General features: G+C 66.4%; 22 protein-coding genes. 6 read left to right on the top strand and 16 right to left on the bottom strand.

Annotation, left to right across the window (positions count from 1 at the left end):
* Positions 1–21: 21 nt before the first annotated feature.
* Positions 22–1,458 carry an NAD-dependent succinate-semialdehyde dehydrogenase gene (locus ACQR1I_RS01605; protein ID WP_434865431.1) on the top strand — a complete coding sequence of 479 codons (1,437 nt, stop codon included), beginning with the start codon at positions 22–24 and terminating at the stop codon, positions 1,456–1,458.
* Between the two features lie 412 nt (positions 1,459–1,870).
* Positions 1,871–2,938: a histidinol-phosphate transaminase gene (hisC, locus tag ACQR1I_RS01610; protein WP_434865432.1), complete on the top strand. Its 1,068-nt coding sequence runs from the start codon at positions 1,871–1,873 to the stop codon at positions 2,936–2,938.
* 28 nt (positions 2,939–2,966) lie between these two features.
* On the opposite strand, the gene ACQR1I_RS01615 is transcribed toward hisC, so the two are convergent.
* The 13 genes from ACQR1I_RS01615 to ACQR1I_RS01675 form a co-directional block, all read right to left on the bottom strand.
* Positions 2,967–3,914 carry a cobaltochelatase CobT-related protein gene (locus ACQR1I_RS01615; RefSeq protein WP_434865433.1) on the bottom strand — a complete coding sequence of 316 codons (948 nt, stop codon included), beginning with the start codon at positions 3,912–3,914 and terminating at the stop codon, positions 2,967–2,969.
* A 93-nt stretch (positions 3,915–4,007) separates the two neighbouring features.
* The gene (locus ACQR1I_RS01620; RefSeq protein WP_434865434.1) at positions 4,008–4,841 is read right to left on the bottom strand and encodes an NAD(+)--dinitrogen-reductase ADP-D-ribosyltransferase; all 834 of its coding nucleotides are present in this window, start codon (positions 4,839–4,841) and stop codon (positions 4,008–4,010) included.
* A gap of 64 nt (positions 4,842–4,905) precedes the next feature.
* Complete coding sequence (locus ACQR1I_RS01625; RefSeq protein WP_434865435.1) at positions 4,906–5,718, bottom strand: TIGR04222 domain-containing membrane protein; 813 nt, start codon at positions 5,716–5,718, stop codon at positions 4,906–4,908.
* A 2-nt stretch (positions 5,719–5,720) separates the two neighbouring features.
* Positions 5,721–6,299 (bottom strand): glycine-rich domain-containing protein, encoded by a 579-nt coding sequence (locus ACQR1I_RS01630; protein ID WP_434865436.1) that lies wholly within the window; start codon positions 6,297–6,299, stop codon positions 5,721–5,723.
* A gap of 65 nt (positions 6,300–6,364) precedes the next feature.
* Positions 6,365–7,444 (bottom strand): M48 family metalloprotease, encoded by a 1,080-nt coding sequence (locus tag ACQR1I_RS01635; RefSeq protein WP_434865437.1) that lies wholly within the window; start codon positions 7,442–7,444, stop codon positions 6,365–6,367.
* A 39-nt stretch (positions 7,445–7,483) separates the two neighbouring features.
* On the bottom strand, positions 7,484–7,879 hold the full coding sequence (locus ACQR1I_RS01640; protein ID WP_434865438.1) for a hypothetical protein: 396 nt from the start codon (positions 7,877–7,879) through the stop codon (positions 7,484–7,486).
* Between the two features lie 44 nt (positions 7,880–7,923).
* Positions 7,924–9,111, bottom strand: coding sequence for a vWA domain-containing protein (locus ACQR1I_RS01645; protein WP_434865439.1), 1,188 nt, complete (start codon positions 9,109–9,111; stop codon positions 7,924–7,926).
* Positions 9,108–11,486 carry a DUF5682 family protein gene (locus ACQR1I_RS01650; protein ID WP_434865440.1) on the bottom strand — a complete coding sequence of 793 codons (2,379 nt, stop codon included), beginning with the start codon at positions 11,484–11,486 and terminating at the stop codon, positions 9,108–9,110. The genes ACQR1I_RS01645 and ACQR1I_RS01650 overlap by 4 nt, the downstream gene beginning before the upstream one ends.
* A gap of 1 nt (position 11,487) precedes the next feature.
* Positions 11,488–12,603 carry an ATP-binding protein gene (locus tag ACQR1I_RS01655; protein ID WP_434865441.1) on the bottom strand — a complete coding sequence of 372 codons (1,116 nt, stop codon included), beginning with the start codon at positions 12,601–12,603 and terminating at the stop codon, positions 11,488–11,490.
* Between the two features lie 29 nt (positions 12,604–12,632).
* Complete coding sequence (locus ACQR1I_RS01660) at positions 12,633–14,027, bottom strand: DUF5691 domain-containing protein (protein WP_434865442.1); 1,395 nt, start codon at positions 14,025–14,027, stop codon at positions 12,633–12,635.
* A 2-nt stretch (positions 14,028–14,029) separates the two neighbouring features.
* Entirely contained in the window at positions 14,030–15,460 is a 1,431-nt protein-coding gene (locus ACQR1I_RS01665) for an SWIM zinc finger family protein (RefSeq protein ID WP_434865443.1), read from the bottom strand.
* Positions 15,461–15,577: 117 nt separating this feature from the next.
* The gene (locus ACQR1I_RS01670; RefSeq protein WP_434865889.1) at positions 15,578–16,693 is read right to left on the bottom strand and encodes a TAXI family TRAP transporter solute-binding subunit; all 1,116 of its coding nucleotides are present in this window, start codon (positions 16,691–16,693) and stop codon (positions 15,578–15,580) included.
* Positions 16,694–16,987: 294 nt separating this feature from the next.
* The gene (locus ACQR1I_RS01675; protein WP_434865444.1) at positions 16,988–17,938 is read right to left on the bottom strand and encodes an aldo/keto reductase; all 951 of its coding nucleotides are present in this window, start codon (positions 17,936–17,938) and stop codon (positions 16,988–16,990) included.
* A gap of 270 nt (positions 17,939–18,208) precedes the next feature.
* Between ACQR1I_RS01675 and ACQR1I_RS01680 the strand changes: the two genes are divergently transcribed.
* Positions 18,209–19,450: an NF038122 family metalloprotease gene (locus ACQR1I_RS01680; RefSeq protein ID WP_434865445.1), complete on the top strand. Its 1,242-nt coding sequence runs from the start codon at positions 18,209–18,211 to the stop codon at positions 19,448–19,450.
* 63 nt (positions 19,451–19,513) lie between these two features.
* Here the strand turns inward: ACQR1I_RS01680 and ACQR1I_RS01685 are convergent, their stop codons facing one another.
* The 3 genes from ACQR1I_RS01685 to ACQR1I_RS01695 form a co-directional block, all read right to left on the bottom strand.
* Positions 19,514–19,945 (bottom strand): hypothetical protein, encoded by a 432-nt coding sequence (locus ACQR1I_RS01685; RefSeq protein ID WP_434865446.1) that lies wholly within the window; start codon positions 19,943–19,945, stop codon positions 19,514–19,516.
* A 133-nt stretch (positions 19,946–20,078) separates the two neighbouring features.
* Complete coding sequence (locus tag ACQR1I_RS01690; protein WP_434865447.1) at positions 20,079–20,903, bottom strand: SDR family NAD(P)-dependent oxidoreductase; 825 nt, start codon at positions 20,901–20,903, stop codon at positions 20,079–20,081.
* 259 nt (positions 20,904–21,162) lie between these two features.
* Entirely contained in the window at positions 21,163–21,480 is a 318-nt protein-coding gene (locus ACQR1I_RS01695) for a hypothetical protein (protein ID WP_434865448.1), read from the bottom strand.
* A gap of 124 nt (positions 21,481–21,604) precedes the next feature.
* Here ACQR1I_RS01695 and ACQR1I_RS01700 point away from each other — a divergent pair, with 124 nt between their 5' ends.
* From ACQR1I_RS01700 to ACQR1I_RS01710, 3 genes are all read left to right on the top strand, one after another.
* Positions 21,605–22,222 carry a hypothetical protein gene (locus ACQR1I_RS01700; protein ID WP_434865449.1) on the top strand — a complete coding sequence of 206 codons (618 nt, stop codon included), beginning with the start codon at positions 21,605–21,607 and terminating at the stop codon, positions 22,220–22,222.
* A gap of 91 nt (positions 22,223–22,313) precedes the next feature.
* Positions 22,314–22,586 (top strand): HigA family addiction module antitoxin, encoded by a 273-nt coding sequence (locus tag ACQR1I_RS01705; RefSeq protein WP_434865450.1) that lies wholly within the window; start codon positions 22,314–22,316, stop codon positions 22,584–22,586.
* 579 nt (positions 22,587–23,165) lie between these two features.
* Positions 23,166–23,708 (top strand): hypothetical protein, encoded by a 543-nt coding sequence (locus ACQR1I_RS01710; protein WP_434865451.1) that lies wholly within the window; start codon positions 23,166–23,168, stop codon positions 23,706–23,708.
* The last annotated feature ends 14 nt before the right edge of the window (positions 23,709–23,722 follow it).

Below are 23,722 nucleotides of genomic sequence, written 5' to 3' on the forward strand. Positions count from 1 at the left end.
TTGCAACGACAGGAGAGTCCAGTGGCCTATTCGAGCACAGAGCTTTTCATTGCCGGCCGATGGCGTCCCGCCCATTCGGGCAACGTCATCGATGTCAGAAATCCAGCGACCGAAGAGGTGATCGGCAGCGTCGCCCATGCCGGAAAGGCGGATCTCGACGAGGCGCTGGCGGCGGCCGCTGCCGGCTTCAAGGTCTGGCGCAACGTCGCGCCGTTCGAGCGCTGTCGCATCATGCGCAAGGCTGCCGCGATCATGCGCGAGCGCAATAACGAGATTGCACCGCTCCTGACGATGGAGCAGGGCAAGACGTTGGTCGAAGCCAAGATGGAGGCGATGGCCGCCGCCGACGTCATCGAATGGTTCGCCGAGGAAGCCAAGCGCGCCTACGGCCGCCTCATCCCGGCGCGTGGCCCCGGCATCTACCAGATCGCGATGAAGGAGCCGGTTGGTCCAGTCGCGGCGTTCACCCCCTGGAATTTTCCGATCAACCAGGTCGTGCGTAAGCTCTCAGCCGCGCTCGCCGCCGGCTGCTCGATCATCGTCAAGGCGCCTGAGGAGACGCCGGCCTCGCCGGCCCAGCTCATTCGCGCGTTTGCGGATGCGGGCGTGCCCGATGGGGTCATCAACCTCGTCTACGGCGTGCCGTCGGAGATCTCCGAATACCTGATCCCGCACCCGGTGATCCGAAAGATCTCTTTCACCGGCTCCACACATGTCGGCAAGCAGTTGAACGCGCTCGCCGGCCTGCACATGAAACGCGCCACCATGGAGCTCGGCGGCCACGCGCCGGCCATCGTGTTCAAGGATGCCGATGTCACTTCGGCCGCAAAGATCCTGGCGGCGGCAAAGTATCGCAACGCCGGACAGGTCTGCATCTCGCCGACGCGCATGCTGGTGCAGGACGAGGTCTTCCGTGAGTTCGTCGACACATTCGTGGACAGCGCCAAGGCATTCAAGGTCGGCAACGGCCTCGATCCGGAGTCCAAGATGGGCTCGCTCGCCAACCCGCGCCGCGTGGCTGCGATCGAGGGCATGGTACAGGACGCCGTCGGCAAGGGCGCCAGGCTGGAGACCGGTGGGCACCGCGTCGGCAACAAGGGCTATTTCTACGCCCCGACCGTCGTCAGCGACGTGCCGAAGGAGGCGCGCGCCATGAACGAGGAGCCGTTCGCGCCCCTGGCCCTGATCTCGCGATTCTCGACCTTCGACGAAGTGGTCGAGGAGGCCAACCGATTGCCGTTTGGTCTCGCGTCCTATGCCTTCACCAGCTCGACCAGGACGGCCACTGCGATCGGCTCGGCCGTCGAAGCCGGCATGATGTCGATCAACAGCTTCGGTCTGGCGCTGCCTGAAGTGCCTTTCGGCGGCATCAAGGATTCCGGTTACGGCTCGGAAGGTGGCACCGAGGCGATGGAAGCCTACTTCAACACCAAGTTCATCTCGCAGACTGGGTTATGATCGGCAGCCAATCGCGTAAGGGTAACGCACCCGCGCGACAATGCGCCTCGCGGTTCATGTCGTTGGTGTGCGCCGAAGTGGAAGCCTTCTGTCGACGTCGCTGGTTGCGTCTCCACGTAACCAGCGGTTCGGCGCCTGCGTCTAGGGGACGGCTCTCTCGCCGGGTCCGTACGTCAAACCGTCGATACCCGTGGTCGACGGCCGAAAGGCCGTTCAAGCGAGCTCGACTGACACCATCTGGACCGCCGTTAGCGTGGCGAAGCCATGCTTTTGAACGACGAATCCGAGGGGCAACCGTTTGAAGCCTTCCCGGCGCGCCATTTTCCGCTACAACGTCGCACGATGAATTTGCGCCTTCGCCGCATCCGCTCGATGTCCGGCGGGCGCGTTGCTTGTCTGCAGGGAGATGATCTTGAGCCGGTTCTGGTCAGAGTTGACGCATGGGCTGTCGCCCTATGTGCCCGGCGAGCAGCCGCAGATTCCGGGCCTCGTCAAGCTCAACACCAATGAGAGCCCATTCGGGCCGTCGCCGAAGGCCATCGCCGCGATCCAGGCGGCTGCTGGCGAGACGCTGCGGCTCTATCCCGATCCGCAGGCGACGCGTCTGCGCGAGGTGCTGGCCGCCCATCACAAGGTTGCGCCCGAGCAGGTGTTCGTCGGCAACGGCTCCGACGAGGTGCTGGCGCATGCGTTCGCAGCGCTGCTGAAACAGCCGGCGCCGCTGTTGTTTCCCGACGTCACCTACAGCTTCTACCCGGTCTATTGCCGGCTGCTCGGCATCGACTTCACCACCATTCCGCTCGATGCGGAGATGCGCGTGCGCGTCGACGACTATCTCGATCGCAAGGGGCCGGTGATCATCGCCAATCCGAACGCGCCGACGGGCATCGCGCTGCCGCTTGCGGAGATCGCGCGGCTGGTGTCGGCGCGCAGCGACGCGGCCGTCGTGATCGACGAGGCCTATGTCGATTTCGGCGCCGAGACGGCGATCCCCCTGGTCGCCGAGCATCCCAATCTGCTGGTGGTGCACACCATGTCGAAGTCGCGCGCCCTGGCCGGGCTGCGGGTGGGCTATGCGATCGGCGATGCCGGGCTGATCGAGGGACTGACTCGGGTCAAGGACAGCTTCAACTCCTATCCGCTCGGCCGTCCGGCGCAGGCGGGCGCGATCGCCTCTATCGAGGACGACGCGCATTTCCAAGAGGCGCGCGCGGCCATCATGGAGAATCGCGCCGAGCTCACGGCGGCGCTGGTGCGGCTTGGCTTCGACGTGCTGCCGTCGAGTGCGAATTTCGTCTTCGCCCGGCATCCGGACCGGTCGGGCCAGGCGTTGGCGAGCGCCTTGCGCGAGCGCGCCGTGCTCGTGCGCCATTTCACCGCGCCGCGGATCAAGGACTATCTGCGCATCACGATCGGCTCCAAGGCCGAGCTGTCGCGGTTGACCGACGCGTTGCGCGAGGTGCTGGCGCAGAACGATTGAGCCGCTTGGAGAGGTTCAGGCGAAGGCTTCAGGTGCCTTCGTTCAACAGTCGCTTGATGACAGCCACCACGGTGCTCTCCAGCTCCTCGGGGGAGCCGACCATGATGCCGTCGCCGTAGTAGCGGTCGACGGGGTGTTGGCCAATTCCGATCGCCGCGATCCGGATGTCCCCCGTAGCCTCGATCTGGCGGATCTGCTCGGGCAGATGATGATAGAGATAGCTCTCGCCGTTCTCGTACAGAGTGGAGTCGTCGACCGGCGCGCCGTCGGACAGCACGATCAGAAATTTGCGCCGCTCCGCGCGTTGCCGCAGGCGCGCAGCCGCCCACGCGATGGCCTCGCCGTCGATGTTTTCCTTGAGAAGTCCAGATTTGAGCATCGCCGCACAGCATTGCGGGGTCAGCGTCTCGCCGGCGCTGCAATAGACGATGTGCAACAGGTCATTCAGCCGGCCGGGATAAGGCGGCCGTCCATCCCGCAGCCACTTCTCCCGGCTCCGGCCGCCCCTCCAGCGGGCGGTGGTGAAGCCGAGCACCTCGTGCTTGGCGCCGATTCGCTTCAGTAGATCGGCGGCGACCAGCGCGGCGCGGGCCGTGAACAGCATGGGATCCCCGCGCATCGATCCGGAATGATCGATCAGCAGCGTCACTATGCTATCGTCCGCCTGGATCGATACGGGCGGCTCGCCGCCCGTCGTAGCTCGCGCGGCCAACTCCTTTTCGAGCGCGAACAGCGGCGCAGGATCGACCGCAGGATAGCGCTTCGCCCAGCTTCCATCCGGATCGAGCATGGCCAGGAAGCCGTCCAGCTCCTCGGCATCGATTTCGACGTCGAACTCCCTTGTGTAGACTCGGTAGGCTCGCGATGGATCAAATGGCACCGATTGTCGCTTCGCCTTGCGGCGCGGCAGGCCGATCCAGATCGTGAGCGCGATCAGCGCGCTCAAGAACATCGTCAGGGAGACGTCACGCCACACCAGGACCGCCTCCAGCAGTACTCGCTGAGCGTGTCATCACGGCTTGTCTCCTCGCGCGCTCGCCGACATCAGGCGCGCTCATGTGGAGCGAGCTCAGACATAGTTGACGTTCACGCGATAATCGCCGCCGATCACGAGATATTCTCCCTCGCCCTTGAGCGCGTGCGACGACAGCAGGTCGTTGAAGAACACGATCTTGCTGACGGGAATGCGCGCCGTGAGGATCATGTCGCCGAAGCAGCCGGCGGCGTCGCGGTCGGACGAGAACGAGACCAGGTTGTTGAGCCGGATCACCGCCTCACGCCGCGTGGTCTGCTCCAGGATCCAATGCTCGTCGAAGGAATTGATGCCGCGGTGGAGCGTCAGGTGAGTCTCGCCCGGGAAGGCGAACCGGCGGATCGACCACTGGCAGAATTCGAATAACAGGTCGAGCTGCACCCAGATTGCGTTGGTGTGGAAGCGGCTCGACATCTTCTCTTCGACATAGGTCGTCCAGGCCCGGCTCGCCACGCGTTCGATGATCTCCTTGTGATAGGAGGGGCCGAGGCCAAAACGGCTCTCGACCCAGCCTTTCAGCACCGCGCCTTCCGGCCCGTTGCTGTCGAACCCCCAGCCCTGGATCAGGCGCAGGAACGACGCGCGAAACCGCCGCTCGCCGCGAGCGGGCGCTACCCGCTGTTCGGGATCGAGGCCGAACATCGCCATCATGTAGGTCGAGAACGCCTGTCCGGCCTCACCGAGATCCTCGGCCTGGCCGAGCATCGTGAACAGGCTGGGGTTCATCTCGGTGACGCCCCAGATGTGCAGCGGCGCGCTCGTGTCGTTGAACGCGCAACTCGCCAGCCACTCCGACGGGCGTCCCACCAGATTGGTCGAATGGCCGATGCCGCGCCGTACGAGTTGTGTTGCGTCGCTCATGGCGGCCATGATGCCGCGTTGCGCAGTCCGAGGAAAGACTTCGCTATCGATGACGGCTGAGAGCAACTGACTGTCAGCTGCAACCGCCGCAGCCGCCGCCACCACCCCCGCATCCCCCACCGCTGCAGCCGCTGCCGCTGCTCGACGTCTTCGAGGCCGCCAGCACCGAGGCATAGGCTGTGCCGGACAGCACCACCGCGCCGGACAGCGCGACCGCCATCAGCAATTCGTGCTCACGCGGCGCGCGGGCGATGCGCGCGTGAGATGTTTCGTAGTGCCGGAGTGCGTCGCTGCCCGCACGTGTCCGCGTCGGCGTTCTGGTTGAGATGTAGGCGACGAAGCAAGTTGCCGCGAGCAGAATGAGCAGGAATTCCACCGAGTGATGCCGCGCAGCGCCAACGACGACCTTGATGACGCCAAACAGCAGGAGTGCGCCGACGAAGGGCAACAGCGAGCTGCGGAACGCCGTCATCTGCGGCCCGGTCGGAGCGTAGCCGATCGCCCGCAGCCGGTCTTCGACGCGCATCGTGAGCGGCACCAAGGCGCGCTGGAATTCATGCCGCGACATCTCCGCGCCGAACTTGATCTGTGGTGGCCGGTCGATCAACCCGGCGAGCGGTGCCTTGTCGGACACCGTGATCTTGTGATCGCGCGGCGTCAGCGTCGCGGCCTTTTGAGCCGCTAGGCCGAGCAGCACGACATCGCCGAGGCGGTGCGGTCCGCCGGCTAGATAGGCCAGGTCCAGCTCGGTCAATGGATGGATCGTGGTTGCGGCTGGACCGATCATGTGACGCGCCTGGAAGGCGATGAAGAACAGGACGCCTGCGCAGGCGACATAGAACAGCAGGAATGGGCCGGCCGTCCAGTCGAACGGATTGAGCGCCATAGTCATCTCCTGAAAAGCCGCCGCAGCCATGCGCGAGGCCGGGGCAGGATGAACCAGTGATTGCGGTCGGTGACGTGATAGCGCGGGCCGGCGAAACGGATGTGTGTCGCCGGCCACAGATCGGGGCTGGGCGGCCCGAAGAAGCGTTCGTGCAGCGCCAGCGTCTCGGCGTATTGCCGGCGGTAGGTCATTTGCGCTTCCGGGCCGCCGGGCGTCGGATCGTGATGCAGCGCGGCCTGCAGCCGGTCGCCGCACCAGATCGTCCAATAGTCGCGTGAGTAGATCAGGTGCTGGTGCCAGACCTCGTCGACCACCTCGCTCGGCGTCACCGGCGTCGGTGACACCATCGCCAGGAAGCAGAAGCGGCGATAGGCCTCGATCGCCGCCCGGGCCTCATCGAGGCTCCAGCCATGGTCGCGGGCCAGCCGTTGGGTGAAGTTGAACGGCGTGTCGGGCTCGAAATCGTGCGCGGTGATGCGCCGCCATAGATCCTGTCGCGCGGATGTCCAATCCGGCTCGTCGGCCTGGATGTCGGCCTTGAGCAGCGCGCGCTGTACCGAAGGGTTTCGGAGATCGTGCACAAGGGCCTTATAGCATAGCCTCGCGCCGAGTTCCACTGGGGGGCACCCCCCGGAGCGACCCGATGTCACCCGCCGACCCGAAGCCACCTCTCGGCCGTCCTGCGCCATTCCGCATCGAGTTTCGCAGCTAGGTCCCGTACCGCATCCGGCGCGAGCAATTGCTCGATAGCCGGAGCCCCGATCTGATCGACAGCGGGGATGGTCGCATGGCCGAGATTAGCGAGCCGTTGGCCGAACGGAGGGTGTGTGGCGTTCGGATCGTCCGTCTCGCCCTGCATTGCCCTTGTCGTCGCGATGACCAGCTCCTGATCATCGCGGATGTCCACAAGCCGGGCGGATATGCGCTGCAGCGGCGCGACGGGCACGCTGATGGCGCCCAGCAGATCGGTCTGCAGAGGAGTGAACACCAGGTCGTCAAGGCGCGTCGTGCTCCCGGCCGTCAAGACCAGCGAGCGGGTGATCTCAGTCCGTCCCACCCGGTCTGCAGCGCGGCTGTCGGCGGCCAGCTCGTTGCGGCGCGACAGGGCAAGATACTCGCTATCGAGCCAAGTGAGCAGCGAGCGCAGCAGCACCTCCGCAAGGCGGCCGGTGACGGTGCGATCGGGATTTGCATAATGAAGCACATTTTCGCAGGCCTGCAGGAAGTCGTGCAGGTTGCGGCCGCCTGTGATGTGCTGCAGCTCCGCATGCGCCACCTCATGCGCGATAACGGCGCGCACCGCGCGCTCATCGAGAATCATCAGGAGCGGCAATCCGACAGTCATCGTGATATGCCGCCCGAAAATCCCGGCAAAGCCGCGCGTCTCGCCGATCGACGCGTTGAACTCGGCGCTGACGCGCAGCGTCCGTCTTGGCTTGGCGAAGGACGGATCGAGCTCTCGCCAGATCCGCCAGAGTGCCGGAGCCACGGCTTCGTCCAGCACATTGCTCCGCTCGCGCCGCGCCGGCACGAACAGGATCCCGAGCGCCAGCGCGACAGCAGCCGCCACCACGCAGAACATGACAGGGGCGGTGATCAGAGCGATCCGCGTATAGTCGTCCAGCAACATCAGCCAGGCGAACAGCAAACCGCCTGCCAGCGCGACCAGCGGCAGCACCGCGTAACGACCGAGCTGCAGGATGGAAGTCAGAACGAGACGCTTCATTGCTGCTTCGCGCTGCTAGACCAGTTGATATCCTGCACCTCACGCTTCCTTCTCGATGGACTCGATCCGAAAGTCGTCCTGCGCGCGGAGCAGCTGCTCGACGGTGGCGGCCAGCTCGTCGTCGGCCAACATCTTGTTTCGGCCGAAGAGTCGGTCGCGCAAGCTGCGACGTTCAGTGATCGCGATGATCCAGTGAAAATGCTTGCCGGACTTCGGTTCGCCGCTGGCGCCGAGCATGTAGGTCATCGGCCCGCTCTTCGTATAAGCATACCAGCCCCAGTCTTCAGCGCCGGTGTCGGTCGTGTCGTAGCCCAACGCCTGGAGTTCGGAGCACAGCCACGCCAGGACGGAATGTCCCGGAATCGGGTTGATTGGGTTGGGCGGCTCGGTGGCAGGATCGAAACGGTCCGTCGTGAAATAGATCACATGCGCCATGTTGTCCCGCTTGCCTGTGTCCGGACGATGTCCTGCATTTCGAACTAATCGCCGCCGTCCTCCGGGCGCACCAGCTTGATGTCTTGCGCGGCGGCCCAGGACCAGATGTCCTGGCGCTTCAGCGCGGTCGCCATCAGGTCGGGAAACTGGTGCGGCGTGCAGGCGAACACCGGGCAGCCGAGCGAGGCGAGGATCGCGGCATGCTTGGCGTCATAGGCCGGGCGGCCGTCGTCGTTGAGCGCCAGCAGCACGATCAGGTTGACGCCGGACGACACCAGCGCCTTGGCGCGCGCCAGCATCTGCTCGGCGATGCCGCCCTCGATCAGGTCGCTGATCAGCACCATGTGCGTCCGCGACGGCTCCCGCACAAGCTGCTCGCAATAGGCCAGCGCCTGGTTGATGTCGGTGCCGCCGCCGAGTTGGACCGAGAACAGCACCTCGACCGGATCGGCGAGCTCCTCGGTGAGGTCGATGATGTTGGTGTCGAACACCACGAGCTTCATCGCGATCGCCGGGATCGAGGCCAGCACGGCGGCGAAGATCGAGGAGTAAACCACGGAGGTGCCCATCGAGCCCGACTGGTCGACGCAGAGGATGACTTCCTCCAGGTTGGTCCGCCGCGCCGCGCGGGCGTGTCCGACCAGGGTCTCCGGCACGATGGTGCGATGCTCGGCCTGCCAATGGCGCAGATTCTTGCCGATGGTGCGTGGCCAGTCGATGTCACCAGCGCGCGGGCGCCGTGTCCTGCGGCGACGGTCGACAGCGCCGCGGATCGTCTCGGTGGTGCGGGCGTCGAGCTTCTCCATCAGCTCCTTCACCACCTTCGCCACCACATCGCGCGCCGTCGCCTTGGTCTTCTCCGGCATGACCGAGCGCAGCGCCATCAGGTCGGCGACGAGATGCACGTCGGCCTCGAGGGCGGCGAGAAACTCCGGCTGCAGCAGCATCTCTTTGAGGCCGAGCCGCTCGAAGGCGTCCTTCTGGATCACCTGCACGACCGGCGCGGGGAAGAACTCCCTGATGTCGCCGAGCCAGCTCGCGACCCGGGGCGCTGAGCCGCCGAGACCACCGCGCCGTCCGCCGCCGCGCTTGCTGCCGCCGCCGCCGGCGTCATAAAGCCCGGCGAGCGCGGCATCGAGGCGGCGGTCGCGATCGGAGAGACCGGCCTGATCGTCGCCGCCGAGCACGAGGCGCCAGCGGCGATTGCGCTCGGCATCTGCATCATCGCTCATGGAGTGGCGTCCTTCATCGGCCGGTCGGCGCCCAGGATGGTCAGCAGCAGCGGCAGGGCGGCATCGAAGCCGGCCGCGCCGGCCGGCAGCGGCGCGAGCGGCTGCGACGGCGTCGTGTCGGCCGTGGCCGGCATCGCGAGCGGCCGCTGCCTCGCCAACTCGTCCAACAGGCGCCGCCGCTCGCTGCGGTCGAAGCTCGCGAAGGCGCGGCGCAGCACCGGCAGCAGATTGTTGAACGCCTCGCCGTCGATCGCCGCCAGCCAGCCGTCGATGATCCGGCGCAGCGCGTGATCGTGCAACAGCACCTGGCCGCTCTGGCCGAGGAAGCCGTCGAGCCAGTCACCGGCCTCGAGCGTCGGCACGCTGGACGACAGCGCGCGCGACAGCACCAATGCGGTCTGCTCGGGCGACACGGTGCCCTGATCGTACAGCGCGCGGCTCGCCAGTCCCTTCAGCAGCGGATGCGTCGACGCATCGGCGGCGACCGAGGCAAGCGCACGGCGCCATCCGTCGCGCAGGCCGCTGTCCTCGATCAGTCCAATCGCAACGTCGAGCCGAACCAGCCTGCCGCGCAACTCGGCCGCGACATCGGCCTGCAAATTGCGGCAGGCGTAGACCAGGCCGGCGCAGATCGCCTCGACGAGGCTGATCACCAGCACGCGCAGCGCCTCGGTCGGCAGCTCCCGCGCGGTGCCGTAGCGTAGGATCTCGGCGAGCGGCGGCACCGCCTCGGTGAGATCGGCAACGTCGCTGGTCGCGGCCGAGCGCTGCTGCAGCAGCGCAATCGTCGTCTCGGCCGCCTGCGTCAGGCCGGCTTCGAGACAGCCGCGCACGATGGCCGCGACCGTGTTCAGCGACGTCGCGGTCTGCGCGTTGATGACCGCGGCATTGCCGGCGGCCTGCGCGACCGTGGTGCCATGAACCAGCGCCTCGACGAGACGCACCGAGAATTCCGGCTCCCAGCGCAGCCGCCAATTCTCGCGGAAGGTGCCGCGGCTCTGTCCCGAGCCCTGCAGCCGTCCCCACGGCACCTGGATCAGCGCGAGCCGATGCAGCAGCTGCGACTTGGCGAGACCTGCCTCGCTGCGCAGGTCGAGCGCGATGTCGCTGTCGAGCGCCTCGGGCTTGAGCTTCAGCTTGCGCTGCCAGCGCGCGAGGTCGGCGGCGAGCGGCATCTGCGGCACGCTGCCGTCGATCTCGCCGACCTGTTGTCCGATGATGAGCTGCTGCTCGATCAGCCGGAACGGTGCGATCTCGCCTTCGCACAGCGTGGCCAGGCTCGCCTCGCGCATCTCGGCCAGACCCGGCAGCGCGACGTCGCGCAGCGCGGCCAGCGTGATCGCCAGCCGCGACGCTTCGATGACGGAGGCCGTCGACGCCGGCCGGCCGTTTCGCCGCAACAGATCCGCGACCCGCGCCTGCCAGCGTGTCGTGAAGCCGGTGGCGTCGAGCGCGGCAGCCTCATCGTGCTGGCCCTGCCAGAGATGCGCATACCAGCCGGGCGAGATCACGCCGGCCCCGTAACCCGAGCCGGCCGCGAGCCGCGTCTCGGTCCAGGGCACCCAGGTCGCGGTCACCTTGATCTGCGGCAGCCCCTTCAGCAGCGCGCGGTCATCCTTCAGCGCCACCTTCCGGCGCAGCGCCGGCACGTGCCACGCGCCGCAGACGACCGCGACAGGTCCGTCCTGCGCGCCGAGCGCTGCAGCGATTTCCAGTCGCATATGCGCCTCGCGGCGCAGCTCGCGCTCGGCCTCATCCGCAGGCTGATAGGGCAGGGGATCGATCGTCTCGCGCAGCGCGCCGATGGCGGCTTCCAGCGCGGCGAAGATTTCCGGTCCATGCGTGCCCTGCTCGACGATTGCATTCCACCAGGCTTCGCTGTCGTCATAGCCGGCGAGCGTGGACAGATAGGCGAGCGGATCGCGCCGGATCTTCGCCAATTCGGGATTGATGATCTCGGGCTCGGCCTGCGCTAGTGCGCCGGCATCCTCCGGCGCCGCTTCGCCATCGCCGGGCTCGGCCGTCTTCGGTTTCGCCCGTTCGGCGAGGCGATGCGACGCGGGCAGATCGATGAAGCGGACGGGCCGCTGCTTCCTGAGCGCCCAGCGGATCGCCTGCCATTCCGGCGAGAACACCGCAAACGGGAAGAAGCTGGCGTTGGCCGGGTCGTCCTGCGCGTGCACCAGCAGCGCGATCGGCGGCACCATCGCCGGAGAGGCGGCGAACGCCATCAGCTCATCGGCATCGGGCGGGCCTTCGATCAGCACCTCCGCGGGATCGGCGGCGTCCAGCGCTGACAGCACCGCGCGCGCCGAGCCCGGGCCGTGATGCCGGATACCCAGCAGATGCAGGCGATCGGGCGTTGCCGCGGCCATGTCACATCACGTCGCGGATGGCGCCGTAGAGATCGGCCCAGGGTTTGCGCTCGCGCACCACGGTCTCGAGATATTCCTGCAGCACGACCTTGTCCTGCACCGGATCCTTAACGATCGCGCCGACCAGGTTGGCCGCCATGCTCTGCGCATCGATCACGCCCGAGCCGAAATGGCCGGCCTCCGCCCAGGCGCCGATCGTCACCGCGATCGCCTCCGCCGTCGACAGCGAGCCGGAGGGTGATTTCAGCTTCAATCGACCGTCGAGCGTCTGGCCGTCGCGCAGCTCGCGAAACACCGTGACGATGCGCATGATCTCCTGGTCGGCCGGCGCGATTGTCGGCAATTCGAGCCCGCCGCCGATCTCGCCGACGCGCTTGGTGACGATCTTCACCTCTTCGTCGAGATCGGCCGGCAGCGGCAGCACCACGACGTTGAAGCGGCGCTTCAAGGCCGATGACAATTCGTTGACGCCCTTGTCGCGCGCATTCGCAGTCGCGATCATGTTGAAGCCGCGCGTCGCGTGAATGGAATCGTTGATCTCCGGGATCGGCATCAGCTTTTCCGACAGCACGGTGATCAGCGTGTCCTGCACGTCCGAGGGCATGCGGGTCAGCTCCTCGAAGCGCACGATGCGGCCGGCCTCCATCGCCCGCATCAGCGGCGTCGCCACCATCGCCTCGCGCGACGGGCCCTTGGCTAGCAGCAGCGCGTAGTTCCAGCCATAGCGGATCTGGTTCTCGTCAGTGCCGGCGGTGCATTGCACGATCATCTCCGACGAGCCCGAGATCGCCGCGGCGAGATGCTCCGACACCCACGACTTGGCGGTGCCGGGCACGCCGAGGATGAGCAGCGCGCGGTCGGTGGCGAGTGTCGCCACCGCGGTCTCGATCAGCCGGCGGTTGCCGATATATTTCGGCGAGATCTCGACGCCGGACTTGGTGCGGCCACCCATCAGGTAGGTCACGACCGCCTGCGGCGAGAGCCGCCATTGCGCCGGCCGCGGCCGTGTATCCTCCTGCGCCAGGGCATCGAGCTCGTGGGCGTGGAGCGCCTCGGCGGAGCGGCGCAGCTGGGCGTCTTTCGGGCTCGCATCGACAGTGGTACCGGCAGTGGTCATCGGCATGCTCCGGGCATTTGCGTCGCGCGCTACGTCGGCAACGCGAGAACGAGATCGGTGAAATCCTTCGCCGCCCGCGTGGTCGAAAGCGGGAGCGCAGTGAGGGAGGCCATGAAGGCTGATATCGTCGCTGAAGGCATCAGCGCGGCCATCAGCACCAGGCGGCCGTCATCCTTCTGCGCCGCCGGCGTCGTCGCCTCGGCGAGGTCCTGCACCGCCTTGGTCCAGCCCGGCGATGCGATCACGCGCTCGGCGGCGGCCGGCGCGAGCGGCTGTCGCGCCTTCGCGGCGAGCGACATCAGCGTATATCCGCTCAAGGCCTCATTGGTCTCGAGGCGCGCGCCGATGATGCGCAGCACGGCATCGTCGTCGCCTTCGGCTGCGGCGGCCTCCATCAGCAGCGTGAGCACGCGATGCTCGGACAGCGGCAGCGCCGCGATCAGCGCCTCAGGGGGCGCGCCAACGGCGGTGGCAAGTGCGCCGAGCTGCAGGCCGCCGAACAGCCGCTCACGCAGCGCCTCGGCCTCCTGCCAGTTCAGCCCGTCGCTCGGCAGCTTGAAGGTGAGCGTCGTCGCCGCGGCCAGGCCGATCTTGGCGAGCAGCGACCCGGCGCGCTTGAAGCATTGCGCGGCCTCCGTGAGACGCGTGCCGTTCGCGCCGCGGTCGGCGATCCGCGCCAGCAGCTGTGCTGCGATCTGCTTGACGCTCTCGGCGCGATCGGTGCCGAGACTCTCCAGGAATGCCTGATCGTCAGGCCCGAGGCCGACCGCGAGCGCATCGAGCAGCGCGGCGCGCACCGGTGCCGGCTCGCTCTTCCACGCGGACTCGACCAGCGCGCGCCCGGCGGCCGGATCGTCGCGGCGCAGCCCGGCGACGAAGGCGCGCCGCTGCGCTTTCGGGAAGGTGGTCCAGTTCTCAGCGGTGATCCGTTCGAAGAACAACCCCTTTGCCGCATCGTCATCGGCATCGGCGGCGACCAGTGCGAGGAAGGCGCGCTCGGCGAGGCCGAGGTCCTCCGCATTCGCTTTCACATGCGGCAGGAAGGCCGGCAGATCGAACGGATGCAGCCGGCAGCCGGCGGCCTGGATCCGGCGCAGCGCCAGCGGCAGGACGTTCGACGCCAGCGACTTCTCGACGCTGCGCGCCAGGGCCTTGAGCGCGCGCCGCGCCGGTTCGGGCAGGATCGGCCGCGCGTCCTGATGCAGCCGCCGCGCCGCGTCCGGCACGGCATCGGCGACGGGCGCCGGCGCGCCGGCAAAGCGCTGCCACTGCGCGGCGAGCGCCAGCAGCGGCAACGCGGGCTCGCGCCCTTGCGGCAGCAGCGCGGCGAGCGCAGGCGGCACCGCCAGCGGCTGTCGTGCGAGGCCGAGCAGGAACGACTGGCGCAGCCGGGCGTGGATTGGCGGATCGATCGGGCTCGCCATCCTCACTCCTCGTGATGCCAGCGGCCGAGCGGCGTCTCGGCGGCCAGCACCTGCGCAACGCGGCCGTCCCACAGACACAGCAGGCAGAGCTCGTCGAGGCCGAGCAATGGCGTCAACTGCTCGACTTGGCCGCGGTCCACTGCAACGGCACCGCCGCTGGAGTCGGTGATCGCGAGCGCGCCCTTGCCGGCAGGGCGCAGCTCGACGCCGGCAAGCAGCAGCGGCCAGCGATCGAGCCACGGAAGTGCGGCGAGCGTCGTCGCGTAGTCCTGCAGCGCCGGCGCAAGTCCAGGCAGAGGTCGCGGCCAGGATGCAGCGGCGGCCGTCTTGCGGCTCGCCAGCAGCCCGCGCAGCGGCGCGGCCGAGGGATAGAACACGACCTCGCCCTCGATGACCTCGCCGGGCGCGAACGGAAATCCGGCGCCGCCGCCCGAGACCGGGACGAAATCGATCAGCACCGCCGTGCGCGGCTGGCTGCCGTCGTCACGCGTATTGACCAGCCAGGTCTCGAGACGGCGCAGCTTGTCCGGCTGCACCTCGGACAGGTTGGCGGCGACGATCCACACGCTGCTGGCGCGCGGCGCGTTGACGTCGGCGAGCAGCTCCTCGCGGCGCAACGACCAGCCGACCGCGCGGCGGACATCCTCGCGCAATGGCGCCGGCAGCCGGTCCTGATGCCGATAGGCCGACGCGATCAGCGTCAGCGCGCCGAGCCGCTCGGCGGCGACATCGGCGCGGCGCTCGTCACCGATGCGAAACAGCTCGGTGCCGAGCTGATCGAGCCGCGCGGCGAGACCTCCGGCCTTGGCGTCGACGAGGCGTGTCGACAGCGTCCGCGTGGCGGCTGCGGCGCGGGCGGCGAAATCGGCAAGGCCCTGGTTCAGCTGATCGGCCGTCCAGCGCTCGAGCTCGTCGAGCCCGGCAAGGATCGCCGCCTCGCGCTCGGCCTTGATGCGCTCGCGCTGCGCTTCCGCACGCGCGGCCGATTTCGGATCGACGGGCGCAACGGCGGCGGCTTCGCTCAGCGCCGCATCGAGCGACGGCGTCGCGGCGGCCTCATCGGCGTCCGCCTTCGGCTTCCCCGGCGGGCGGCCGCTGCTGCCGCGCCGGCGCGCACTCCAGTCCTCGACCCATTGCGGCGGGCTCGCGCTCTCGAACCGCTCCGGCTTGTCGACGCGCAGCCAAAGCACGGCGAGCACGTGCTTGCAGGGAAACTTGCGGCTCGGGCAGGTGCATTTGTAGCCGCCACCGTCGACGGCCGTGACGACGCGATAGGGCGTTGCGCCGGAGCCCTGGCACTCGCCCCACAGCACCTCGGCATCGGTGCTCGCAGCCAGAACCGGCCAGTTCGCGGGCTTCACCAGCTTCAACGCCGCGGCGAGTGAAGCCTGGTCGGGCGCCAGTCCCTCGATCCGTTCGCGTGTCAGAGACACTCGCTCTCCCAGCCAGCCCAGCGCGATGCGCAAGACCTAGCAGATAGCAAGAGAGCCGCACAACAATTCAAGCGCGACGTTGGATGTTTTCGCGGTCGCGCGCAGCGGCGAGGTGCCTCAGCGCTGGTCCTTGCTCCGCTGCCACTTCAGGAAGTCGCTGTAGAGTTTCGCCGCCTCGCCCGACGACATCCGCGCCTGCGCCTTGCGCTCGTCGAGAAACTTGCGGAATTCGGCAGGGTTGGCGTTCTGTGCCGGCGATTGGCTGACGCCGTCGAGCCAGTCCTGCGCGGCCTTGAAGCGCACCAGCCCCTGCACGGGCGCCGACAGCACGGTGTCGCGCCATTTCGGATGCCGCGGTGGCGACTGCAGGATCTGGATCTTGCCGAACAAGGCATCGACGAACCGCGCGGTGCGGCGATAGCGCTCGGTGTTCTCGGGCCAGTTGTAGACCATCAGCACGGTCGGGGCAGCGACCGCGTCGACCCTGGCGCCCGGCGGCACCAGGTTCGGATACTCCTCCGACGAAAATGTCGTCGGCAGGTAGACGTCCTGCAGCACGCGGTCATAGGGCACGGGCAGGAGATGCAGCCGCCCGCCTTCGTTCTTGATGCCCTTGATGATCGGCGCGTCCTTCGACACCGAGGCGATCCAGGCATCGCCCTGGCCGTCGATCAGCTTCTGCAGGCCGCCGGTCGGGTCGGTCTGCGAGTCGATCTCGGCCTGGATGCCGAGCTTGCGGAAGATCGTCCGCGCCGCGGGCAGGCCGATCGATCGCTCTGCGAACACGCGGCGGCCGTTGAGATCCTGAAGCGAGCGGATCTCACGCCGCGCGACGATGTGGACGTCGTTGTGAAACAGCTGCGCGATGTAGCGCACGCGCTGGGAAATGTCGGGAATGTTATATTCCGTCTTGACGAATTCCAGCGCGTCGGTCGCGACGAATCCCATGTCGATGTTCTTCAACATGATGATGTCGACCAGGTTCTGCGCCGAGCCCTTGCCGAGGATCGGCAGCACGCGAAGGCTCTCGCCTTCGTCGAGCACCGCGGCCATGTCGGAGCCCATCACCGACATCGGGCCACCGATCGGCGCGGTGATCACCGTGACCGTTCCGGAGTTCAGCGATTCACGATCCGGCAGCGTGCCGATCGTAGCTGCGCCGGCCGCCGGACGCGGCGGCGTCTGCTGCGCCTGTGCATGGCAACCTTGCGCAGTGGCTGCCGCCACGACGATCGCCGAAATGATTGCGCTAACACGACCACGCACCACAGCTGCCCCCCCGGACGTAGTTTTCGAACCGTTCCAATCTGGCAGTGCACTCAACAGTTCGATCTCGGCCGAATTTTGTCATCGGCGTGATGATGCACAAGAAGCTACAAATCGGCCCAACCTGCTCCAAAGCTGTGCTGGAAGCGCGATGCGCGCGCGTCGAAATTGTCGCGCGCGCATGCCGCATCCTTCACGATTATATGCGACCGTTCGCCGCGCGAACGCGCGTCGCAAGTCAGCCGTGCGATGTGCGAAGGCTCATGCGCTGGCGGCGTCGAGCCGCGCGATCTGGTCTTTCGTCAGCGTCAGCTGTGTCGCGGCGACGAGCGAGTCGACATGCTCCGGCTTGGTGGCGCTCGCGATCGGCGCGGTCACCGACGGCTTGGCCAGCAGCCACGCCAGAGCGACCGATGCCTGCTGCGCGCCGGTCTCCTGCGCTACCGCGTCGAGCGCCGCGAGAATGCGCATGCCGCGCTCGTTCATGTATTTCGGAATGCCGCGTTGGCCGCGCGGGCTCTTGCCGTAATCGGCCTCCGAGCGATACTTGCCGGTGAGGAAGCCCGCGGCGAGCGAGAAGAAGGTGATGACGCCGACCTCGTTCTGCTCGCACACCTGCTGCAGCGCGCCTTCGTAGGACGACCGTTCGGCCAGGCTGTATTCCGGTTGCAGGCTCTCATAGCGCGGCAGGCCATTCGCCTTGGCGATGTCGAGCGCCGCCTGCAACCGCGCGGCGGAGAAGTTCGAGGCGCCGATGACGCGCACCTTGCCGTCCTTGATGAGCTTGTCATAGGCCGCGAGCGTTTCCTCCTGCGGCGTCGCTTCATCATCCTTGTGCGACTGATAGAGGTCGATGACATCGGTCTGCAGCCGGCGCAGGCTGTCCTCCACCGCACGCGCGATGTAGTTGGCCTTCAGCCCGACCTTGCCGTCGCCCATGTCCATGCCGACCTTGGTGGCGAGGATGACATGAGCGCGGTTGCCGCGCAGCTTCATCCATTTGCCGATGATGGTCTCGGACTCGCCGCCGGTGTGCCCGGGCACCCAGCGCGAATAGACGTCGGCGGTATCGAGGAAGACGAGGCCGGCGTCCTGCACCTTGTCGAGCAGGCGGAACGAGGCCGCCTCGTCGACCGTCCAGCCGAACACGTTGCAGCCGAAGCAGAGGGGCGGAACGACGAGGCCGGAACGGCCGAGCTGACGCATCTTCATGGGAGGCTCTCGATGTGATGGGGTTGGTTCGATCTGCGGCGGGCGCCTGCGACAGATTGCCTCCATCCGGTGCGACTGACCACAGCAATCGCCGCATAACGGGCCAGCGGCGCGGCAATCGAGGGCGAAATCAGCGTCGTTCCAAACCATGACGCGATTGCCCAGAAGTGGTTCCGGCTGCGTCAGACTTTGCACTCACTTGCCGACGAACGTCCGGCCTGCAAATGGCTCGCAGCTGGCGATCCCAGCACGTCGGGAGGAGTCCGTACAATGAACACGCTGACCTATGACCAGCTCGGATTGAGCAATGACGCGCTCAAGGCGCTGGATCCGGCAGCGGCCGCGACCCCGAACGCGATGGTCGGGGCAGCGACACCGGCGGCGGCGCTGCCGGCGGGCGCGGTCTCGGCTCCCGTGTTCAACGCCGACGGCTCGGAGACCGTGGCGGTGCACACCGGCGGTCTCACCTTCAATCTCACCTTCGATGCCGCCGCCGCAGCGGCGCCGGAGAGCTTTCGCGCCGGAATAGAGCAGGCCGCGGCGATCCTGTCGTCGGCGATCACGGACCAGGCCACGGTCAATCTCGCGATCGACTTCGCCGGCACCGGCGGCGGTGCCGGCGCCAATGTCAGCAACGGCGTGCTGGCCAGCTACACGCAGGTGAGAAACGATCTGCAGACCCACGCCGCTGCCGGCGACACGGTGTTCGACAATCTGCCGACCACCGCCGGGATCCAGGGCCACTCCCAGGTGTTCGTCGCCAACGCCCAGGCCAAGGTGCTCGGCCTGATCGATCCGAACAGCACCACGACGCAGGACGGCTTCGCCATCTTCAACACCGACATTCCGAATCAGTCGCTGGTCGGCGTCGCGCTGCACGAGCTGTCGCATGCGCTCGGGCGCGTGCCTTCGCCCGGCAATCTCGACATCTTCGATCTGTCCGACTTCACCCGGCCAGGCCACAATCTGATCAACAACAACATCGCTTCCGGCCCTGCTGCCTATTTCTCGCTCGATGGCGGGGTCACCAAGATCGCCGATTATGGCCAGATGTCGGATCCGGCCGACTTCCTCAATACCGGCATCCAGGGCGCAAACGATCCGCTGAACGAGTTCTACAATCCGACCACGTCGCAGACGCTGTCGCCGATCGACCTCGTCGTGTTGGAGGCGCTCGGCTACAACATCTCGACGCCCGACACCGCGGCGCTGCTGGCGCAGATCCCGCACGCGGCCGGCGTCGCCGCGCCAATGCAGACCGCGCAGCAGGCCGCCGCGATCAATGCCGCCGTTGCCGCCGAAACCGCCGCCAGCCTGACCAAGCTCGGCGATGCCGCCGGCGCCGCGCAGGTGCTGGCTAATGCGCAGGCCGACGTCGCTGCGGCGAACGGCGCCGATGCCCACGTCACCGGCGCCCATGACTACATGTCGGCCTCTGCCTCGCAAACCGCCGAGCCGCACCATGATTCGATGATGCTCGCGATGCATCTGCAGGCCATCAGCATGCATTGAAGCGGGGCGCGGAGCGGCGATCCCGCGACAGCGCAGCCTTGTCGTTGCCGTGCTGTCGCACGGTCAATGATATGAAACGCCGATATTGCCCACGCGCTTGTCCTGTCGATACACGACGGCGTCGCCGGGGAGTTCGACCTCCACCTCGGTGTTCGACCGCCAGGCTGCGGTGATGGACGACGCGCGGGTGACCAGAAAAGGCGGGCTCGTCTCCGGCGAGAACCGCCCGTCGACCGGACTGACGCTGAGCTGGGTATTGAGCGGCACGGTCGCATTGCAGGCGCGGCCAAACACCACGATTCTGGTCCGGCCGTCGGGCGATGGGATCGACCGCTCCTCGACGGTCGCGCATGCGCCGAAATCGTCCATGACGGACCATAGGCCGTAGCCAAGACCGGCGAGGCCGATCGCGATGACCGCTGCGGCGACGGTGAGCGGATGCAGGGCGGTGGCTTTCACGCGCGCGGAACCTCGCTGACGTATCGTCGCGGTCATGGCGGCCGCTCGGAGCCTCGGCCAGCCGTGCGCCGCGGATGATAGCAGCGCCATGTCTGCACGTGTCAGCCGTTTTCGTGCAGGCCATCACTATCAGCCGCTCGGGACGCGCGCGCCACCTCGCGAGCGGCGATCAGGCGAGCCATGGCTTGACGAGCTCCTCGCTTCGCTCCCACAGCAGGCGCGCTGCCGTTCCATCATCCCGATAGGCGACCGTCATCGGACGCCGGCCAGCATAGCACGCGCCGAACTCCCATTCGGTCCCCGGCGCACCCTCCGCCAGCCAGACGAGTCGCGGTGCGCTGCGGGCCGGGGTGAGCGGCAGAAAGTATTTCAACGGCGAGTGATAGACGAGCCGCATCATTGGCGTCGTCTCGCTGGCGAAATTGCTGCGCACCACGCCGGGGTGGAAGGAGACCGCCGCGATGCCGTCGGCTCGGTGCCGGCGGTCGAGCTCACGGGTGAACAGGATGTTCTCCAGCTTGCTGCGGCCATAGGCGCCGAGCGGCGTGTAGCTGCGCTCATTGTTGAGGTCGGCGACGTCGAAGGTCCTACCGAACATGTTGGCCGCGGCGCTCGCGGTCTGGATCACCCGGGCGCGGCTCGCGATGAGGCGTGGCAGCAGCAGGCGGGTCAGCAGGAACGCGGCGAGATGGTTGACCTGGAAGGTCTTCTCGAAGCCATCAGCGGTGAGCTCGCGCGGGCCCATGATGCCGCCTGCATTGTTGACCAGCACGTCGATCCGGGCACGCTCACCAAGCTCGGCCGCGAGCCGCTTGACGTCGGACAGCTGCGTGTAATCAGCGGTGTGGAACGGCGCATTCAGCTCGCGTGCGAGCGCCGCGGTCTTCGCCGGGTTGCGGCCCACCAGCACGACCTCGTGACCGCGCGCCTTCAGCTGCCGCGCGCCGGCCGCGCCGATGCCGTCGCTGGCGCCGGTGATGACGATGGTCGGCATGATGGCTCTCTCCAGTCTCAGGGCGATCGCCTATGAAGATATCAGGCCGTCGCGACGAGCAACCCTGCGATGGGTCAATCCGTCGTGTCCGGGCTCGGCCCGCCGGCGCGATCGAAGCCGCTTCGGCGCGGCGAAGGCCGGGCGTCAAGGACGTTGCCTTGAGGAGGCCGAGCGACGTGGAGGGCCGGCACAAGCGGCCATGGCAGTGTCGAGACGAACGAGGCCAAATTCCAATATTGGCGCTCCTGCGCCGCCCAAGCTAGCGGCACTCGTCGATCGAATATTGCTGGGCGCTTCCCGCGCCTTCGAAGACGTCGACGAACACCTTGATCCCGGTCTTGCAACGCGCAATGCAGGCGTTGGTCTCGGCACTGCACCGGTTGACGTATCTGTCGTAGTATTGCGCCGCAACCTTGCTCCTCGCCCAGGCGCGGCATTCCTCGCCCTGCTGCGAGCACGACCGGGCCTCGGCAGCGCGCGGCAGCATGGCCGCCGCCGTCATGACGGCCATCGTCAGGACTGCGGATGCGAGCCGCGGCGACCGTGCCGATGTCAACCAGTTGGTAACAGATTTCACCTGCGAGCCCTCCGCCTCATGACGCCATCATCAAAGCGAAGGGTGTCTTAAAATTATCTCAACCGCGGCGTGTCGTGGTGCTGCAATATCGCGAGGTCGCGCCCCCGGGTTCGGCGACCTTCCCATGACCCGTCACAAGTCGATCGAGCGGATCGCTCGTCATCGGGCCCTGAACTCAACTTCGACAATGATGACGGGCCGCGCGCCCGCGTGTTGCCGCCTGGCTCTTGTCCGGCACGAGCGAACCGACGTATGTGAATCCGGTGGCATGGTGATCGCTCGGGGCGATGCGATCGATGGCGCAGGGGGATGGACGATGGGGATCAAGGCAGCTCTGCCTGCGGCGGCGATCGCCGTGCTGGTGGTCGGTGGATGTTCGATGTCGCCGGAGGGCTTGAATTCGCGCGACGTGGCCGACAGCCGGAGCTTTTCCGAGAACTACGAGGAGATCTTCCGGCGTCTGAACGAGACCGGCAAGCGCTGCTATCCGCCCGGCCAGCATGTGTCCAATCCGACCCATGGACAGATCGAGTCCGAAGGCGAACTGCACCGCGACCGCGGCTTCGCGGAGTTTCGCCTGGTCGCGGGCAGCTATGGAATCAAGATGAACTACTTCGTCGCGGCGCGCATCGAAAAAGCCGGCTCCGGATCGCGCGTGACCATCAAGGTCGCCAATCCCCTGGGCGCAGGCCCCCTGAGCAGCCACATCTACCGCTGGGCCGGCGGGGATACGAGCTGCTAGGTCGGGGGAATTTGGGGTTGGATGGATTAGGCCCGGCGGATGTCGAAGCCGCGGATGATCACTAAAGGGCGCCGCCAAGAAGCTGAAGCCGATGCATCCTGGTGAGGTCCTCCGGGAGGAGTTCTTGGTCCCGCTCGGAATGTCCGCGGGCGCGCTGGCCAAAGTCTGCGCTTTGCCGCGGACCCGGATCGAGCGTATTGCCAGCGAGCAGACCGGTATCACAGCCGACACTGCGCTCCGGCTTGCCAAGGCGCTCGACACGACGCCGGAGCTCTGGCTCAATCTGCAGACCGACTACGACGTCCAGATCGCGAAGCGCGAGAGGGGCAGGGTGCTCAATAGGATCGAGACGGTGAACTCCTAAGATCCCTAGCCAGCAGTGCGTTTCGTTGCTTGCCAAGTAGGTTCGTGCGCTGTCACTGTAGCCGTTGGGGGTTAGTCATCCGTCCCGCGGTGTCTTATTACCCGTCCTTTCGTGGTGCAGATTGCAATAGCGGCTGCGATCGGCCGCACTTGTTGCCGAATGGTCCGTAACATACTCACCGGACCGCAGTTGCGTAGCGCGCTAATGATGGCCGCCTAGAGCCATGATCACATATGCGACTACGATGCCTGCATACAGTGCTGCGATCAACCAATACATGCCGCGTCCCTTTCCGATGTGGAGTAGGGGAGCTCTACCTGCATCGCTCGGACAATGAAATTTAGGTATTCGATGAGTGCTTTGGCCTTGTCGCTTTTTGTGAGCATGTTGCTCGTGGACGTTGCATAGTCCGTTTCTTTATGGAAATTTCACAATCGGTTGAGCTAACAATTCTGCCTCAGGAATTACGAGAATGGACCGGGCCTTGACTGCGAATTATCGTGGTTTTCCGCGCTGCGGGCGTGCTGGAAGCCATTCCAAATGCAAAGAATACCTGCTCACGAATTTTGGAAACATCTGATGGATCCGCAAGAGACTGCAGCGCGGGTCGTCGTGGCGTTGCGCGCTGGGACTCTCGCTGGTGCGCTGAATAGTATTTATCCTGAACTTCTGCGGGATATGGTTGTTCCCCATCCAATTGTCAGTGTTGACCGGAAGGACCTTATTAGTTTTCAGAAGCAATTGTTCGACGAAGAGGCTTTCCAAGTACTGTTGGTGATCTGGAGAGAGTCTGCTTTCGTTTTAGATGAGCATTTGAGTCACGTTGGTTTGGTGCGGCATTTTTCAACGTCAGCAATGACGGCATACGGATTAGCGACAAAATTGGCGGAGTCGCCTCAAGAGTTGGCAAAAGTAAGTACTAGAGTGCAGAATATCGTTGCGGCTTCCGAGGTTTTTGGCCTGGTTGAGCGAGAGGCCTCTAAGTCAAAAAGTCGGCCGCTAACCGCAACTCAGCGCCTCAATGAACTTATTCTGAAATGGGCCTGTGTCCATGATGCGCTGATTCTGGAGTACGCCAGGTCCGTGCTCCCTGATCGCGCTGACCTAAAGCTTCAGCAGTAACGAGGCAATGTGCG

The organism is Bradyrhizobium sp. HKCCYLS2038, assembly GCF_051167655.1.
GTDB lineage: Bacteria > Pseudomonadota > Alphaproteobacteria > Rhizobiales > Xanthobacteraceae > Bradyrhizobium.

Excerpts from the sequence above, each read along its gene's own strand:
- ACQR1I_RS01620 (WP_434865434.1), bottom strand. The coding sequence starts at position 4,841 with ATGGCCGCCATGAGCGACGCAACACAACTCGTACGGCGCGGCATCGGC.
- ACQR1I_RS01625 (WP_434865435.1), bottom strand. The coding sequence starts at position 5,718 with ATGGCGCTCAATCCGTTCGACTGGACGGCCGGCCCATTCCTGCTGTTC.
- ACQR1I_RS01635 (WP_434865437.1), bottom strand. The coding sequence starts at position 7,444 with ATGAAGCGTCTCGTTCTGACTTCCATCCTGCAGCTCGGTCGTTACGCG.
- ACQR1I_RS01640 (WP_434865438.1), bottom strand. The coding sequence starts at position 7,879 with ATGGCGCATGTGATCTATTTCACGACGGACCGTTTCGATCCTGCCACC.
- ACQR1I_RS01645 (WP_434865439.1), bottom strand. The coding sequence starts at position 9,111 with ATGAGCGATGATGCAGATGCCGAGCGCAATCGCCGCTGGCGCCTCGTG.
- ACQR1I_RS01650 (WP_434865440.1), bottom strand. The coding sequence starts at position 11,486 with ATGGCCGCGGCAACGCCCGATCGCCTGCATCTGCTGGGTATCCGGCAT.
- ACQR1I_RS01655 (WP_434865441.1), bottom strand. The coding sequence starts at position 12,603 with ATGACCACTGCCGGTACCACTGTCGATGCGAGCCCGAAAGACGCCCAG.
- ACQR1I_RS01660 (WP_434865442.1), bottom strand. The coding sequence starts at position 14,027 with ATGGCGAGCCCGATCGATCCGCCAATCCACGCCCGGCTGCGCCAGTCG.
- ACQR1I_RS01675 (WP_434865444.1), bottom strand. The coding sequence starts at position 17,938 with ATGAAGATGCGTCAGCTCGGCCGTTCCGGCCTCGTCGTTCCGCCCCTC.
- ACQR1I_RS01680 (WP_434865445.1), top strand. The coding sequence starts at position 18,209 with ATGAACACGCTGACCTATGACCAGCTCGGATTGAGCAATGACGCGCTC.
- ACQR1I_RS01685 (WP_434865446.1), bottom strand. The coding sequence starts at position 19,945 with ATGACCGCGACGATACGTCAGCGAGGTTCCGCGCGCGTGAAAGCCACC.
- ACQR1I_RS01690 (WP_434865447.1), bottom strand. The coding sequence starts at position 20,903 with ATGCCGACCATCGTCATCACCGGCGCCAGCGACGGCATCGGCGCGGCC.
- ACQR1I_RS01700 (WP_434865449.1), top strand. The coding sequence starts at position 21,605 with ATGACCCGTCACAAGTCGATCGAGCGGATCGCTCGTCATCGGGCCCTG.
- ACQR1I_RS01705 (WP_434865450.1), top strand. The coding sequence starts at position 22,314 with ATGCATCCTGGTGAGGTCCTCCGGGAGGAGTTCTTGGTCCCGCTCGGA.
- ACQR1I_RS01710 (WP_434865451.1), top strand. The coding sequence starts at position 23,166 with ATGGATCCGCAAGAGACTGCAGCGCGGGTCGTCGTGGCGTTGCGCGCT.